The following is a 15522-nucleotide window of genomic DNA, read 5'->3' as shown; positions in this document are numbered from 1 at the left end:
GGTCACTCGGCGGACACGGGCCGCGTGACCGAAGGCGCCCGTGCCGTCAGCCCTGCTTCCCCTCCGGCACCAGAATCGCCACGCACTCCACGTGATGCGTCATCGGGAACAGGTCGAAGGCCTGGAGGCGCTTCGGGGCGTAGCCGGCCGCGGCGAAGTAGGAGAGGTCGCGGGCGAGGGCGGCCGGGTCGCAGGCCACGTAGGCGATGCGGCGGGGGGTGAGGGAGGCGAGGTGTTCGACGGTCTTCTTGCCGGCGCCGGCGCGGGGCGGGTCGAGGACGACGAGGTCGACGTCGTCGATGCCGGTGCGGGGGAGGATCTGGTCGACCTTGCCGTGTTCGATGCGGACGCGGTCGTCGTCGGCGAGGTTGTGGCGGGCGTCCTCCACCGCGCGCTTGCCCGACTCGATGCCGAGGACGGCGCCCTTGTCGCCGACGCGGTCGGCGAGGGCACCGGCGAAGAGGCCGACGCCGCAGTAGAGGTCCAGGGCCATGTCGCCCTTCTTGGGCATCAGGCCGCGCATGACCGCTTCGACGAGGAGGTCGGCGGCCTGCGGGTGGACCTGCCAGAAGCCGCCGTTGCCGACGCGCCAGGTGCGCTCGGCGGCGCGTTCGCGGACGAAGGGGCGGCCGTGGACGCGGTGGACGGCCTTGTCCTTCTCGCCGATGCGGAGGACGGAGACCGGCTTGTCCAGTTCGACGATGGGGAGGCGGCCACCGGGCTTCGGGGTGAGGATGACCTGGCGGTCGTGCGAGCCGGAGGCGGCGATGGCCTCGACGGTGGCGATCGCCGGCCAGTCACGCTTTTCGATGCCCAGCTCGGAGATGCCGGGGGCGGCGATCAGGCAGCGGTCGATCGGCTGGACGTCGTGCGAGCGGTGCTTGCGCAGGCCCGCGCGGCCGTCGGCGTCGATGGCGTACTGGACGCGGGTGCGCCAGGCGGGGACCTCGCCGGCGGGGAGCTTGTCGCCGGGGGCCGGTACAACCGTGCCGTCCCAGCCCGCGTCCTCGGGGGTCAGGCCCGCGAGACGCATCAGCTGCTCGGCGATGACCTCGCCCTTGAGGCGGCGCTGGGCGCCCGGCTTGGCGTGCTGCCAGTCGCAGCCGCCGCAGCGGCCGGGGCCGGAGAACGGGCAGGGGGCCTCGACCCGGTCCTTCGAGGGGGTGAGGACCTGCACCGCGTCGGCGCGGAGGAAGCGGGCGCCCTCCTCGCCGTCGGTGACCTTGGCGATCACGCGCTCGCCGGGCAGGGCGTGGCGTACGAAGAGGACCTGGCCCTCCTGCGTACGGGCGATGCAGTGGCCGCCGTGCGCGACGGGGCCGACCTCGACCTCATACTCCTCGCCGACCAGGGACTTCTTCGGTTCTTCCGGCATGGCGAGTGAGCTCCAAAAACGTGGGGTGGTACCGCGGGACAACAGCCTTCTAGTCTACGTCCCGCCGTACCACCCCCATGACCACCGGGGCGCGCGCTCCCTACTTCTTCGTGGCCGCCTTCTCCTTCTTCGGCTGGGTGACCGGGCCGCGGCGGACCGAGCCGGGCGCGTTCCACTCGGCGCGCTTGCGGGCGCGGACCTTGGCGGCCTCGGAGGAGTCCAGCTGCCAGGGGACGGAGGTGACCATCACGCCCGGGGTGAAGAGGAGCCGGCCCTTCAGGCGCAGCGCGGACTGGTTGTGCAGCAGGTGCTCGTACCAGTGGCCGACGACGTACTCCGGGATGAAGACGGAGACCGCGTCGCGCGGGCTCTCCTTGCGCAGCGACTTCACGTACTCGATGAAGGGCCGGGTGATCTCCCGGTACGGGGAGGCCAGGACCTTCAGCGGGACCTCGATGCCGCGGCGCTCCCACTCCTCGCGCAGCGCCTTGGTCTCGGCCTGGTCGACGTCCACGCTGACCGCTTCGAGGGAGTCGGAGCGCATCAGCTTGGCGTAGTTCAGGGCCCGCAGGGTCGGCTTGTGGACCTTGGAGACCAGGACGATGGAGTGCACCCGCGACGGGCGGGCGACCTCGTCGTCGGGCGAGTCCGCCGCGGCGATCTCCTCGGCGACCCGGTCGTAGTGCTTACGGATCGCGGTCATCGTGACGTAGAAGATGACCATGCCGAGCAGGGCGACCCAGGCGCCGTGGCTGAACTTCGTCACCAGCACGACGACCAGGACGAGGCCGGTGAGGGTGGCGCCGAAGGTGTTGATCGCCCGGGAGCGGTGCATCCGGCGCCGCTTGGCCTGGTCCTTCTCGGTGGCCAGGTGGCGGTTCCAGTGCCGGACCATGCCGATCTGGCTGAGCGTGAAGGAGACGAAGACGCCGACGATGTACAGCTGGATCAGCCGGGTGGAGTCGGCGCCGTAGATGTAGACGAGTATCACCGCGGCGCCGGCGAGCAGCACGATGCCGTTGGAGAACGCGAGCCGGTCGCCGCGGGTGTGCAGCTGGCGCGGCAGGTAGCGGTCCTGCGCGAGGATCGAGCCGAGCAGCGGGAAGCCGTTGTAGGCGGTGTTCGCGGCGAGGAAGAGGACCAGCGCGGTGGCGGCGGCCAGGATGATGAAGGGCAGCGTCCCGTCGCCGAAGACGGCGGCCGCTACCTGCGAGATCACCGGGTTCTGGGTGTAGCCGGAGCCGACCGGGGTGCCGTTGTGCAGCAGGTCGGTGGCGGGCTTCTCGGCCATCTTCACGCCGGTGACCATGGCCAGCACGATGATGCCGCAGAACATGGTGACGGCCAGGCCGCCCATCAGCGCCAGCGTCGTGGCGGCGTTCCGCGACTTCGGCTTGCGGAAGGCGGGTACGCCGTTGGAGATCGCCTCGACGCCGGTGAGCGCCGCACAGCCGGAGGAGAAGGCGCGCAGCAGGAGGAAGACCAGCGCGAAGCCCGCGAGGCCGCCCTGCTCCGCGTGGATGGTGTAGTCGGCGGTGGGTGCCTTCATGGAGTCGCCGAGGACCATGCCGCGGAAGGCGCCCCAGAGGATCATGACGAAGACGCCGGCGACGAAGATGTACGTCGGGATGGCGAAGAGCTTCCCGGACTCCTTCACGCCGCGCAGGTTCATCACGGTGAGCAGGAGGATCATCGCGATGGCGCAGAACGTCTTGTGCTCGACCACGAAGGGGATCGCCGAGCCCAGGTTCTCCACTCCGGAGGAGATGGAGACGGCGACGGTGAGGACGTAGTCGACCAACAGCGCACTGGCCACGGTGAGGCCCGCCTTGGGGCCGAGGTTGGTGTTGGCCACCTCGTAGTCGCCGCCGCCGCTCGGGTACGCGTGCACGTTCTGCCGGTACGACGCCACCACCGTGAACATCAGCACCACGACGGCGAGCGCGATCCACGGGCTGAAGTGGTACGCGGACACGCCGGCCACGGACAGGACGAGCAGCACCTCCCCCGGCGCGTACGCCACGGAGGAGAGCGGGTCGGAGGCGAAGACGGGGAGTGCGATGCGCTTGGGGAGAAGGGTCTCTCCCAGCTTGTCGCTGCGCAGTGCGCGCCCGATCAAGATGCGTTTGGGCACGTCGGTCAGTTTGGACACGCAGAGGATGCTAAGCCTTCGTCAAGGGCCCCGCCCACCCGCCACCCGAGGGGGCGCGGCGACTCTCGGAACACGCCGTCCGACTGGTCCGCGCCCCCCTCGGACGGGTCCGCCAGGGCTACGGAATCCGTTGCTCCGCTGATCCGTACGGGCCGCGTACGCCCCCCTTCCGGGTCCCCCGAAAGGCGGAACTGCCTGCCCCGGGCGGGGTGTCCACACCCTCACCCCCGTGGAGGGTGGAGACATCCGATCCGCTGCCGGCGGCCCGGCGGGCGCGCAGACCCCTGATGCTGCGCCGCCCGCCGTGCACCCGCCGGTGCGACCCGATGGTGGCATTCGCCACGGCCTCGGCACATTGCCGGTTCCCGGCAATCTTTACGCGATTTTGATGGCTCACCGACCCCCGCTTGCCCCACCGTCCGGCGCGTGCGGAGCCGGTGCGGAGCGGACGTCCGGAGGAGCTACAGCGGCCGGTCCGGCCAGCCCAGCACGCGCGCCCCCATCGCCGCCGTCTCCAGCGTGTAGCGCTGCAGCCCGTCGGCCGGGTCGTAGCCGGTCAGTTCCTTGATGCGGGCCAGCCGGTAGGAGAGGGTGCGCACGCTGACCTGGAGCCTGCGGGCCGCTTCGGCGTTGACGTACGCCGTCGCCGCGCAGGCCCAGATGGTCTCCAGCAGCGGCCGCGCGCCGCCGCGCCCCTCGGTCAGCGGCCCCAGCACGCTGCGCACGAGGTCGGCCATGGCGGCCCGGTCCCGCAGCAAAACGGGGAAGACCAGCAGGTCGGCCGCGTACAGCACCGGGTCGGCCAGCTCCAGCTGGGTCGCGAGCTCCAGCGCGCCGAGTGCTTCCTCGTACGAGGTGACCACGCCGCCGGCGCCGGAGTGCGGGCGGCCGACCGCGACCCGGTGCGCACCGCGTGCGCCGGGGGCGGCGGTACGCGCGTGCTGCGCGAAGAGGTCCAGGGCGCCGTCCCGGCCGCCCGGCGCCACACACACCAGCCGCCCGCCCTTGGTGGCGATCAGCACGTCCCGGTCGCCGAAGCGGGTCAGCAGCTCGCGCTCCACGCGCCGGGCCACCGGATGCAGGTCGTCGAAGCGCTCCGGGCCCTCCGCCACGGCCACCGCGTGCTCCCCGGCCAGCCGCAGTCCGAAACGCTCGGCCCGTTCGGCGAGCCGGCCCAGGTCGCTGCGCCCGTAGAGCAGGTCGTCGACGAATTCACGGCGGGCCGCCTCCTCCTGCCGGACCGCGAGCCGCTGCGCCCGCTCATGGCCCTCGCCGAGCGCCGACACGGCCGCCTCGACGGCCGCGAGCAGCGCGTCACCGGTACGGGCCCGCTCGCCGGCCCCCGCGGCCCGCGCCACCCCGGGCAGCGAGCCCCACAGCCGACGGGTCTCCCCCAGGTAGCGGCCGATCAGCTCGCGCAGGCCCTGGCCCTCCTCGGCGGCCCGTTCGCCCAGCTCGCGCAGGGCGTCCAGCTCGTCGCGGCGGGGCAGCCGCCCGGTCCGCGAGATCTCGCCGAGGAGGTCGGCGTATCCGCCGAGGTCCTGCGATTCCGCTGCGCCGCGCTCCACTCGTCGTGCTCCCTGCCACCGCTCCGCCCGGCTCCCGCGGGCCGGTTCCGGGGCCTTGATTGCCGACTCCCGGACATCGGGACGCTATCAATCCTGCCGGATCCCGGCAGGTCCGCTCCGGCGGGACCCGGCGGGGTGCGGCCGACGGCCCAGCAGCTCCCCCAGCCCCTCGCGGGTGGCGGCGATGACCACGCGGTCCTGGGGCCGCAGGACGTAGTCGGGCGGCAGGTCGCGGACCAGCCGGGCGGGCTCCCAGCCCTGCCCGTTCGCCGCCATGTTCTCGGGGTCCTCGGCCGGGTCGGCGGACGCGCCGATGTTCACGGCCACCACCCGCAGCCGCCCGGCCCGGAACACGTCCTCCGGCCTGCGCCCCACCAGTTCCGGCTGGCCGCGTACGTCCACATGGGCGACGAGCAGCAGCCGGCGCTCCACGGGGATGGCACCCAGGATCTGGCGGCCCATCATGGCGCCGGCGAAGGCGGGCGCCGCCAGGAAGGAGACGCTGCGGCTGCGGGTGACGGCGGTGGGATGGGCGGCGCGCAGGGTGCGGTAGACGGCGGTGGCGAACCGGTCGTCGAAGAGCCGCAGCGTCACACGGAGCTGCGGCTTGACCGACCTGGCGTACAGCGACGCCTCCAGGTTGGTGCTGTCCTCGCTGGTCAGGGCGAGGAGCGTACGGGCGCGGGCGACCCCGGCCGCCTCCAGCACGCCGTCCTCGGTGGCGTCGCCGAGCACGGTCGGCACCCGCAGCCGGCGGGCCAGCGGAATGCCGCGCGCTTCGGGGTCCTCCTCGACGCAGACCACCGGTACGCCCAGCTCGCGCAGCCGGGCCAGGACGCGGGTGCCGACCTTGCCGAGGCCGAGCAGGACGACGTGCCCGGAGAGGCCGCGCGGCGGGCGGCGCAGCTGGGCGGCGTTGCGGAAGGTGCCGAGCGCTTCGAGGGCCGCGGCCACCAGGACCGGCAGCAGGAGCAGGCCGGTGAGCCCGGACAGCAGTTGCAGCACTTTGCGGACCATGTCCTCCTCGACCGCCGGCTCGTTGATCGCGAGGAGGTCCAGCAGGGAGAGGTAGACCGCGTGCATCGGCCGCTCGCCGGTGAACAGGGTGGAGACGACGGCGAGTATCAGGACGGTGGCGACGACGCCCACGACGGCCCAGCGCAGCCGCCGGGAGAAGAGCGAGCCGAGGGGCGCGCCGCGGCCGGTGAGGCGGCGGGCCGGCGACCGGCCCCCGCGGTAGGCGACGGTCTCCAGCGCCACGGTGGCGCGGCCGGCCGCCGCCGCGGCCTCGGCGTCGTCGGGCAGCAGCGTCGGCCCGTCGTCGTCCGCCGCCGTGTGCCGGTGGCCGCCGCGGTGCCGGTGGCGGCCCGGCGGGGGCGGCTCCGGTGCCGGGTCGCCCTCGTGGGCGGTCTCGTCCGAGGCGGCGGGGGAGAGGAGGGCCAGGGTGGCCAGGCCGCGGTGGGCGCGCGGCGGGGCCGGCGCGCCCGGGGTGTGCTCCACGGCCCGCAGCAGCAGCCCGTCGACCTCGATGACCTTGCTGGTGCCGGCCACGGCGGTGGCGGTGAGCGCGGGCGCGACCGTGTCCGCGTCGGACAGGACGGTGGTGGAGGCGTCGATGTCGGAGGTGTCGGACCAGACCACGGCGGCCGCCTGGTCCAGCAGCTCCTCCAGGTGCTGTCCGAGGCGGCGGTTGTAGAGGCGGATGACCAGCCGGAGCCGGGGGTTCATACGGCGGGCGCGCAGCGCGGCGTGGATGTTGGTCTCGTCGTCGTCATAGACGAGGGCCAGCGCGCCGGCCTCCTCCACGCCCGCCTCGGTGAGCGTCTCGTCGTCGGGCTCCGGCGCCTGGAGGACGCGTACGTCGTCCTCCGCCGCTTCCGGCGGGCCCGCGCCGTCGGAGGCGCGCCCGCCGTCCGCGGTGGCCGTACGGCCGACCGCCGCGGTCACCCGCCCGAAGAGGGCGCTCGCCCGGCCGAGGCCGCGGGCGGGCTCGGGAACGCGGGGGCCGCGCGGATCGCGTACGGAGGGGACCACGAGGGTGACCCGCTCGCGGTAGACCTCGCGCAGCTCCACGGCGAGCCGATGGGCCAGTGAGTCGTCGCCGCACACCACCATGTGCGGGGTGGGCGGGGCCGGTGGGGACTGCTGTGGCACAGGAGACAGTGAGGACACGTCGCACAGCATGCCTGTTCGAAGATCACCGAGTCAGCCCGTTCCGGCCCTTAGGAGCGTTCGAGCCCCAGGAGCGTTCTAGCCCCGGGAGCCTTCGGGCCCTGACGAGAGGAGACCCTCAGTGACCGACCGGACCGGACCGTCGGCGGGCCCCGACTTCCCCGCCCCTCCCTGGCGGGCCCGCGGCACCCTGTGGCTGTCGCTCTTCGCCACCCGCGAGGCGCTGCCGCTCCCCGCCGACCTCAGGCCGCTCGGCGGCCCGCACGTACTCGCCGTCATGCTCGTGCGCTACGCGGAGGGGACCCTCCGGTACGACGAGTTCGCGGTTGCCTCCCCGGTCCGCCGCGGCCGCCGCGTGGGGCTGCACTGCCACGCCATCCGGGTGGACTCCGCGGCCTCGCTGCACGGCGGCCGCGGCCTGTGGGGCATCCCGAAGGAGATGGCCCGCTTCGCCTGGAGCGGCGACTCCGTACGCGTGTCCGACGACACCGGGACGCTCGCGGCCCTCCGCGTGGGACCGCACGGCAGGTGGCGCGTGCCCGTGCCGTACGCCCCCGGCCATGCCTTCGGGCAGATCGGCGCGGACCGGATCCACCTCGCCGGGCGGCTCTCCGGACGGCTCGGGACCGGCCCGCTCGGCGTCCTGGAGTGGAGCGGGCGACTGCCGGAGCTGCGGCGCGCGGACCCCCTGTGCGCGCTCGCCCTCTCCCCCGCGCGCTTCTTCTTCCCGGCGGGGACCCGCCAGGGCCCGGCCGGCCCCGCCCCGCGCCCCTGAACAGCGAGGGGAACGTCCGGTGAACCACGACCGGCACATCCGGTGAACGGGGGCCGGCACGTCCGGTGAAGGGCAGAAGTCCCGTCGTCCGGCCTGCCGGTTACGGTGGTGTCGCACATCAGCGGGGGCAACTCCCCCGTTGCCGCATAAGCTCGTGACCGGGCGTTGCCGGGGCCGGGAGCCCCGGGCGGACCGGTACGCCGGAAAGAAAGTTGTGAGCAGGGTGTTGAGGCAGGCCAGCGGGCCTACGAGGAGTGCGGGGTAAGCGGGACGATGCACATCGTCATCATGGGCTGCGGGCGGGTCGGATCCGCGCTCGCACAGACCCTGGAGAACCAGGGCCACACGATCGCCGTGGTCGACCAGGACCCGACCGCCTTCCGGCGGCTGGGCTCCGGTTTCGGGGGCCGCCGGGTGACCGGCGTCGGCTTCGACCAGGACACCCTCCGCGAGGCGGGCATCGAGGAGGCCGGGGCGTTCGCCGCGGTCAGCAGCGGCGACAACTCCAACATCATCGCCGCCCGGGTGGCCCGCGAGATGTTCGGCGTGGAGAACGTCGCGGCCCGCATCTACGACCCGCGCCGCGCCGAGGTCTACCAGCGCCTGGGCATCCCGACCGTCGCGACCGTCCGCTGGACCGCGGACCAGATGCTGCGCCGGCTGCTCCCCTCGGGCGCCGAGCCGCTGTGGCGGGACCCCAGCGGCGGCGTGCAGCTCGCCGAGGTGCACACCGACGCGTCCTGGGTCGGCCACAAGGTCAGCCGCCTCCAGGAGGAGACCGGGGTACGGGTGGCGTTCCTCACCCGGCTGGGCGAGGCGATCCTGCCGACCTCGCAGACCGTCCTGCAGGAAGGCGACCTGGTGCACGTGATGATGCGCACCGACGAGGTGGAGAAGGTCGAGGCGGCATTCGCCGAGGGGCCCGAGGAGGCAGGCGCATGAGGGTCGCGATCGCTGGTGCGGGAGCGGTGGGACGCTCCATCGCGGGTGAGCTGCTCGAAAACGGTCACGAGATCCTGCTGATCGACAAGGCGCCCACCGCCATCTCGGTGGAGCGGGTGCCGCAGGCGGAGTGGCTGCTGGCCGATGCCTGCGAGATCACCTCGCTGGACGAGGCGGCGCTGCAGCGGTGCAACGTCGTCATCGCGGCGACCGGTGACGACAAGGTCAACCTCGTCGTCTCGCTGCTGGCCAAGACCGAGTACGGCGTGCCGCGGGTGGTCGCCCGCGTCAACAACCCGAAGAACGAGTGGCTCTTCAACGAGTCCTGGGGCGTCGACGTGGCGGTCTCCACGCCGCGCCTGATGTCCGCGCTGGTCGAGGAGGCGGTGAGCGTCGGCGACCTGGTACGGCTGCTGCGCTTCAGCCACGGCGACGCGAACCTCGTCGAGCTGACGCTGCCGCCGGAGGCCGCGCTGGCGGGCACCCAGGTGGGTGACGTGGAGTGGCCCGAGGACACCTCGCTGGTGACGATCATCCGCGGGACCCGGGTGCTCACGCCCAACAAGGAGGACGCGCTGGAGGCCGGTGACGAGCTGCTGTTCGTCGCGGCGCAGGCGCGGGAGGAGCAGCTGGAGGACCTGCTGTCGATGCGGAAGCCCACGGAGTAGGCGGTAGGCCGACCGACGGCTGAGGGCCCGGAACCGTTCGGTTCCGGGCCCTCGGCCGTACGCGGAGCGGTCACATGCCGGGCGCGTCCGCCTTGGCCTCCTCGGCCTTCTCCTTCGCCTCCATCTCCGCGATCACGTCGATCGGGGCCGGGGCCTTCGCGAGGAAGATCCAGGTGAGGTAGACGCAGAGCAGGAACGGGGGGATGCCGAGCGCGACCTTGACCCAGCCGAGCTGCGTCGCGTCGCCCCACCAGTACAGCGGGAAGAGGATCGCCGACTTGGCGAGCAGGATGATGCCCCAGGCCCAGGTGGACTTGGTGTACGCCTTGAGACGGCCGGGGTTGCGGGTGCGCCAGGACAGGTTCTCGCGCAGGATCGGGCCGAGCAGGACGCCGATGAGCGGGAACCGGAAGACCGCCGAGAGGATGTACACGACCGCGAGGCCCAGCGTGTACAGCATGCCGGGCAGGTAGAAGTTCTTGGCGTCGCCGGACATCATCGCGAAGACCGCGCCGAAGGCCACGCCGAAGACGCCGCTGAAGGCGTGCTTGAGGGTTTCCTTGCGGGCGAGCCGGGCCAGCGCCAGCACGACCGTCAGGCCCAGCGCGACGATCGCCGCGAGATGGATGTCCCGCTTGATCGTGTAGATCAGTACGAAGACCAGCCCGGGGACCGTCGTGTCGACCATGCCCCAGAAGCCGCCGAACGCCTCCAGGATGGCCTTCTCGGCGGCCGCCTTGTCGGGGGCGTTCGCCGCCCCGCGTGGGTCGGACGGCGCTGTCGCACCGTCCGCCGACTGGTCCTCGTTGCTCGTGGTCGTCTTCTCGAACGACGTCACCGGCTACTCCTGTCCGAGCGGTCGGAGTTCGTACTTCGGATTGAACAGCACCCGGCGCCCGTGGCTCATGGAGATCCGGCCGGAGGCGATGAGCTTACGGCCCGGTTCTATGCCGGTGATGGCGCGGCGGCCCAGCCAGACCACGTCCAGCGCCGCCGAGCCGTCGAACAGCTCGGCCTCCAGCGCCGGCACCCCGGCCCGAGGGCGCAGCGTGACGTGCCGCAGCGTGCCCGTGACCTTCACGATCTGGCGGTCGTCGCAGTCGCAGATCCGCGTACAGCCCGCGTTCTGCGCGTCCTGCTGCAGCTCGGCGGACTGCAGCTCCTCCTCGGAGGAGGACAGCCTGTCGAGCATCCGGCGGAAGCGTCCGGCCGGCTTCTCGGAACGGGTCCCAGCACTCATACAGCCAGCGTACCGGCCGACTCCCGGCCGGATCACGGCGTGCGCCCGGGAAGCGGGGCCACCGACGCCTGGATACGTATCACTGTTCGAAGCGGTAGCCCATGCCCGGCTCGGTGACGAAGTGCCGCGGATGCGACGGATCCGCCTCCAGCTTGCGCCGCAGCTGGGCCATGTAGACCCGCAGGTAGTTGGACTCGGTGCCGTACGAGGGGCCCCAGACCTCCTGGAGCAGCTGTTTCTGGCTGACCAGGCGGCCGGTGTTGCGGACCAACACCTCCAGCAGATGCCACTCGGTGGGAGTGAGCCGGACGTCGCGGCCCGCACGGTTGACCTTCTTCGCCGCCAGGTCGACGGTGAAGCCCTCGGTCTCGACCAGGACGGCGGCGTCGGCGGGCCCGGTGGGCTCCGCGCGGCGCACGGCGGCGCGCAGCCGGGCCAGCAGCTCGTCCATGCCGAACGGCTTCGTGACGTAGTCGTCGGCGCCCGCGTCCAGGGCCTCGACCTTCTCGTCGGAGGTCTGCCGGGCGGAGAGCACCAGGATCGGTACGCGGGTCCAGCCGCGCAGCCCCCTGATCACGTCCACGCCGTCCATGTCGGGCAGGCCGAGGTCGAGGACGACCACGTCGGGGTGGCGGGCGGCGGCGAGCCGGAGCGCGGTGGCGCCGTCGGGCGCGGCGTCCACCTCGTACTTGCGCGCCTTGAGGTTGATCACGAGGGCGCGGACGATCTGCGGTTCGTCGTCGACCACGAGCACCCGGGTCATCGGGCCTGCCTTTCCCGCGGACGGACCGGGGGCCGCCGCAGTCGGTGTACGGGGAGCGGGCGCGGTCATGTCGTCGCCCGGGCGGGGAGGCCGGGGGTGGCCGGCGGGTGGCCGGGCGCCGCGCGCAGGGTGAGGACCATGGTCAGACCGCCTCCTGGGGTGTCCTCGGCGGCGAGCGTGCCGCCCATGGATTCGGCGAAGCCGCGGGAGACGGCGAGGCCGAGGCCGACGCCGGCACCGCGCGGAGCGTCGCCGTAGCGCTGGAACGGCTCGAAGATGCGGTCCTTGGCGGAGTCGGGGACGCCGGGCCCGCGGTCCACGATGCGTACCTCCACGCGCTCGCCGAGCGCGCTGGCGGCGACCGTGACGGGCGCACCGTCCGGGCTGTACTTCACGGCGTTCTCCACGAGGTTCGCGACGCACCGCTCCAGCAGGCCGGGGTCGACGGCCACGATCGGCAGCTCTTCGGGGATGTCCAGGCAGACGCTGCCCTCGGGGACGCCGCCGAGCGCCATCGGGACGACCTCGTCCAGGTCGGTGTCGCGGATCAGCGGGGTGACCGTGCCGGTCTGCAGCCGGGACATGTCGAGCAGATTGCCGACCAGGTGGTCCAGCCGGTCGGCGCCGTTCTCGATGCCCGCCAGCAGCTCGGCCTCGTCCTCCTCGGACCAGGCCACGTCGTCGGAGCGGAGCGAGGTGACGGCGGCCTTGATGCCCGCCAGGGGCGTACGGAGGTCGTGGCTGACGGCGGCCAGCAGGGCGGTGCGGATGCGGTTGCCCTCGGCCAGCTCACGGGCCCGCTCCGCCTCGCCGACCAGCCGCTGGCGGTCCAGGACGACGGCGGCCTGGGCGGCGAAGGCGCCGAGCACCCGGCGGTCCTCAGCGGGCAGCTTGCGGCCGGTGAGCGCGAGGGCCATGTACTCGCTGACCGGCATGTCCACGTCCGCGTCCTCGGGGCGGCGGGGCGCCCTGCCCTCGCCGACGCTGCCCGCGCAGGTCCAGGGCTCGACGTCGCTCTCGCGTTCGAGTAGGGCGACGGCGTCCATGGCGAAGGTCTCGCGCACCCGTTCCAGCAGGGCGTCCAGCGTGGTCTCGCCGCGCAGCACGCTGCCGGCCAGGAACGACAGGATCTCCGCCTCGGCCCGCAGCCGGGCCGCCTGATGCGTACGGCGGGCCGCCAGGTCCACCACCGAGGCGACGGCCACCCCGACCGCGAAGAAGATCACGATGGCGACGATGTTCTCGGGATCCGCGATGGTGACGCTGTGCGTGGGCGGCGTGAAGTAGAAGTTCAGCAGCACCGAGCCGACGGCGGCGGAGGCGAGCGCCGCCAGCAGCCCGCCGAGCAGCGCCGCCGCCACGGTCAGGAAGAGGAACAGCAGCACGTCGTTGGCGAGGCCCGGACCGCTGTCGATGTTGTACAGCAGCAGCGTGAGCAGGACCGGGCCGAGCACGCCGGTGAGCCAGCCGGCCAGTACGCGGGAGCCGCTGAGCCGGGCGCCGCGGGCCACCGGCAGGCCGCGGCCCTTGGCGACCTCGTCGTGCGTGACGATGTGGACGTCCAGGTCGGGGCCGGAGTCGCGGGCGACGGTGGCGCCGACGCCGGGCCCGAAGACGTACTGCCAGGCCTTGCGGCGGCTGGAGCCCAGCACGATCTGGGTGGCGTTCACCCCGCGCGCGAACTCCAGCAGGGCGCTCGGCACGTCGTCGCCGATGACGTGGTGGAAGCTGCCGCCGAGGTCCTCGACCAGGGTGCGCTGGACGGCCAGCTCCTTGGGAGAAGCGCCGGTGAGCCCGTCGCTGCGCGCGATGTAGACCGCCATGACCTCGCTGCCGGATCCCTTGGCGGCCATCCGCGCCGCACGGCGCAGCAGGGTCTTGCCCTCGGGGCCGCCGGTGAGGCCGACGACGATGCGCTCGCGGGCCTGCCAGGTGGAACGGATGGAGTGCTCCGCGCGGTACTGCTGGAGATACTCGTCGACCCGGTCGGCCACCCACAGCAGCGCCAGCTCGCGCAGGGCGGTGAGGTTGCCGGGCCGGAAGTAGTTCGACAGCGCGGCGTCGACCTTGTCGGAGGCGTAGACGTTGCCGTGCGCCATGCGGCGGCGCAGCGCCTGGGGCGACATGTCGACCAGCTCTATCTGGTCGGCGCGGCGGACCACCTCGTCGGGGACGGTCTCGCGCTGCCGAACGCCCGTTATGGACTCCACCACGTCACCGAGTGACTCCAGGTGCTGGATGTTGACGGTGGAGACGACGTCGATGCCGGCTTCGAGCAGTTCCTCGACGTCCTGCCAGCGCTTGGCGTTGCGGGAGCCGGGCACGTTGGTGTGGGCCAGCTCGTCGACCAGCGCGACGGCGGGCCTGCGGGCCAGCGCCGCGTCCACGTCCATTTCGGTGAACGTGGTGCCCCGGTGGCTCAGCTCCCGGCGCTCCAGCTCCTCCAGGCCGTGCAGGAGCACCTCCGTACGCGGCCTGTCGTGATGCTCCACGAAGGCGACGACGACGTCCGTACCGCGCTCCAGGCGCCGGTGCGCCTCGGAGAGCATGGAGTACGTCTTGCCGACGCCCGGTGCCGCGCCGAGGTAGATGCGAAGCTTGCCGCGTCCCATGGCCCCATTGTCCAACTTGTGAGCTGCCCACAACCGGGCCGTTGTCGCTGCCGACCCTACCGACCAGGAACGGCAGGAAAACCGCATACGGGGAGCCGGGCCGGCGGTTTTGACGGGACCCTGACGGAGCAGTCGGGGGAGTGCTGGTGGCGTGCTGTCGGTGGTGCGCGCTGTTGCCGGTGCGCGGTGCCGTCGGTGCCGGCCGCTGGTGTCAGTGCCGCCCTCTACTGTGTTGAGAAGGGGACCTCAATAGCACCCCTATGGGGGAGATGAGGGGCGAAACGGTACGGCACAGTACGGCGGGCGTTACGCGTCCGCGCCCCGCGCCCGCAGCCACGTCCCCCGCGCCCACGGCCCACACCCCCGTGCCCCCGCCCCGGCCCGCACTCCCCCGACCCACGCCCACGCCCCCAGGCAGGCCGACGGGCCGCACCCTCCGGGGAGGGACGCGGCCCGTTCGCACGCCGCCACGAAGGGCGGCGGACCGGCTCAGCGGATCTCGGTGATCTCCGGACCGCGCTCCAGACGCTCCACGCCGCCGCCGAAGCGGGACTGCGAGGCGTCGTCCTGCTGGACGCCCTCGGGCACCATCTGCGCGTCGTCGGGGAGCTTGAGGACGATCGGGTCGCGGGGCGCCATCGGGCCCTCGCCGCGCACCACGACCGTGTCCCGGAAGATCTGCTCCAGCAGCCCGGCGGCCTGCGGCTGCACGGCGCCCTGGCCGGAGATCACGCCGCGCAGGAACCAGCGCGGGCCGTCCACGCCGACGAACCGCACGACCTGCACGCCGTTCGTCCCGTCCGGCAGCTGCACCGGCACCTGGGCCCGCAGCTCCCAGCCCAGCGGGCCGTCGACTGTGTCGATGACGCCGCCCTGCTGGGTGATGCCGGAGGCGATCTCCTCGCGGACCTCGCCCCAGATGCCCTCGTGCTTGGGCGCGGCGAAGGCCTGCAGTTGCACGGCGCTGTCCTGGAGCACGATGGTCGCGGCGACGATCGCGTCACCGGCGACCTCCACCCGCAGCTCCATGCCCTCCACGCCCGGTACGAAGAGGCCGCCCAGGTCCACCCGGCCCTCGCCCGGATTGCCGACCTCGGAGACGTCCCAGGGTCCGTCGGGGCGCGGGGCCGGCGGAAGGTTCACGCCGTAGCTCTCGTCGTCCGCGCCGGACTCGTCCGAGGTGGTCTCCTCGGCAGGATCGACCGCCTCGACCGCGTCGTCTGGAGCCTCGTTCTTCTTGCGACGTCCGAACACG

12 protein-coding genes are annotated in these 15522 nt (G+C 72.9%); 3 read left to right on the top strand and 9 right to left on the bottom strand.

The window, feature by feature from the left end; genetic code table 11:
- Nucleotides 1-46 precede the first annotated feature (46 nt).
- The 4 genes from ACZ6WH_RS36135 to ACZ6WH_RS36120 all read right to left on the bottom strand — a co-directional run bounded on the left by ACZ6WH_RS36135 (nt 47) and on the right by ACZ6WH_RS36120 (nt 7210).
- The gene (locus ACZ6WH_RS36135; RefSeq protein ID WP_469733993.1) at nt 47-1375 is read right to left on the bottom strand and encodes a class I SAM-dependent RNA methyltransferase; all 1329 of its coding nucleotides are present in this window, start codon (nt 1373-1375) and stop codon (nt 47-49) included.
- Between the two features lie 100 nt (nt 1376-1475).
- Nucleotides 1476-3527: an APC family permease gene (locus ACZ6WH_RS36130; RefSeq protein WP_469733991.1), complete on the bottom strand. Its 2052-nt coding sequence runs from the start codon at nt 3525-3527 to the stop codon at nt 1476-1478.
- 461 nt (nt 3528-3988) lie between these two features.
- Nucleotides 3989-5095 carry a PucR family transcriptional regulator gene (locus ACZ6WH_RS36125; RefSeq protein WP_469733989.1) on the bottom strand — a complete coding sequence of 369 codons (1107 nt, stop codon included), beginning with the start codon at nt 5093-5095 and terminating at the stop codon, nt 3989-3991.
- 87 nt (nt 5096-5182) lie between these two features.
- The gene (locus ACZ6WH_RS36120) at nt 5183-7210 is read right to left on the bottom strand and encodes an NAD-binding protein (RefSeq protein WP_469734030.1); all 2028 of its coding nucleotides are present in this window, start codon (nt 7208-7210) and stop codon (nt 5183-5185) included.
- 178 nt (nt 7211-7388) lie between these two features.
- Here ACZ6WH_RS36120 and ACZ6WH_RS36115 point away from each other — a divergent pair, with 178 nt between their 5' ends.
- The 3 genes from ACZ6WH_RS36115 to ACZ6WH_RS36105 all read left to right on the top strand — a co-directional run bounded on the left by ACZ6WH_RS36115 (nt 7389) and on the right by ACZ6WH_RS36105 (nt 9652).
- The gene (locus ACZ6WH_RS36115; RefSeq protein ID WP_469733987.1) at nt 7389-8042 is read left to right on the top strand and encodes an acetoacetate decarboxylase family protein; all 654 of its coding nucleotides are present in this window, start codon (nt 7389-7391) and stop codon (nt 8040-8042) included.
- A gap of 273 nt (nt 8043-8315) precedes the next feature.
- Nucleotides 8316-8984: a potassium channel family protein gene (locus ACZ6WH_RS36110; RefSeq protein WP_432859498.1), complete on the top strand. Its 669-nt coding sequence runs from the start codon at nt 8316-8318 to the stop codon at nt 8982-8984.
- Nucleotides 8981-9652, top strand: a complete 672-nt coding sequence (locus tag ACZ6WH_RS36105; RefSeq protein ID WP_361562922.1) for a potassium channel family protein — start codon at nt 8981-8983, stop codon at nt 9650-9652. The genes ACZ6WH_RS36110 and ACZ6WH_RS36105 overlap by 4 nt, the downstream gene beginning before the upstream one ends.
- 70 nt (nt 9653-9722) lie before the next feature.
- Here the strand turns inward: ACZ6WH_RS36105 and ACZ6WH_RS36100 are convergent, their stop codons facing one another.
- The 5 genes from ACZ6WH_RS36100 to ACZ6WH_RS36080 form a co-directional block, all read right to left on the bottom strand.
- A complete protein-coding gene (locus ACZ6WH_RS36100) occupies nt 9723-10490 on the bottom strand; it encodes a DUF3159 domain-containing protein (protein ID WP_469733983.1) in 768 nt (255 codons plus the stop codon).
- 3 nt (nt 10491-10493) lie between these two features.
- A complete protein-coding gene (locus ACZ6WH_RS36095; RefSeq protein WP_110944724.1) occupies nt 10494-10892 on the bottom strand; it encodes an OB-fold nucleic acid binding domain-containing protein in 399 nt (132 codons plus the stop codon).
- A 79-nt stretch (nt 10893-10971) separates the two neighbouring features.
- Complete coding sequence (locus ACZ6WH_RS36090) at nt 10972-11655, bottom strand: response regulator (RefSeq protein ID WP_361562925.1); 684 nt, start codon at nt 11653-11655, stop codon at nt 10972-10974.
- Nucleotides 11656-11720: 65 nt separating this feature from the next.
- Nucleotides 11721-14267: an ATP-binding protein gene (locus ACZ6WH_RS36085; protein ID WP_469733979.1), complete on the bottom strand. Its 2547-nt coding sequence runs from the start codon at nt 14265-14267 to the stop codon at nt 11721-11723.
- Between the two features lie 489 nt (nt 14268-14756).
- Entirely contained in the window at nt 14757-15521 is a 765-nt protein-coding gene (locus ACZ6WH_RS36080) for a DUF3710 domain-containing protein (protein ID WP_399715433.1), read from the bottom strand.
- Nucleotide 15522: the final 1 nt, after the last annotated feature.

It is taken from the genome of Streptomyces sp. NPDC050806 (genome assembly GCF_055586425.1).
The sequence above is the reverse complement of the archived record's forward strand: the minus strand, read 5'-3'. Positions and strand labels throughout refer to the sequence as shown.

Excerpts from the sequence above, each read along its gene's own strand:
- ACZ6WH_RS36085 (WP_469733979.1), bottom strand. The coding sequence starts at position 14,267 with ATGGGACGCGGCAAGCTTCGCATCTACCTCGGCGCGGCACCGGGCGTC.
- ACZ6WH_RS36095 (WP_110944724.1), bottom strand. The coding sequence starts at position 10,892 with ATGAGTGCTGGGACCCGTTCCGAGAAGCCGGCCGGACGCTTCCGCCGG.
- ACZ6WH_RS36090 (WP_361562925.1), bottom strand. The coding sequence starts at position 11,655 with ATGACCCGGGTGCTCGTGGTCGACGACGAACCGCAGATCGTCCGCGCC.
- ACZ6WH_RS36110 (WP_432859498.1), top strand. The coding sequence starts at position 8,316 with ATGCACATCGTCATCATGGGCTGCGGGCGGGTCGGATCCGCGCTCGCA.
- ACZ6WH_RS36120 (WP_469734030.1), bottom strand. The coding sequence starts at position 7,210 with ATGGTGGTGTGCGGCGACGACTCACTGGCCCATCGGCTCGCCGTGGAG.
- ACZ6WH_RS36105 (WP_361562922.1), top strand. The coding sequence starts at position 8,981 with ATGAGGGTCGCGATCGCTGGTGCGGGAGCGGTGGGACGCTCCATCGCG.
- ACZ6WH_RS36135 (WP_469733993.1), bottom strand. The coding sequence starts at position 1,375 with ATGCCGGAAGAACCGAAGAAGTCCCTGGTCGGCGAGGAGTATGAGGTC.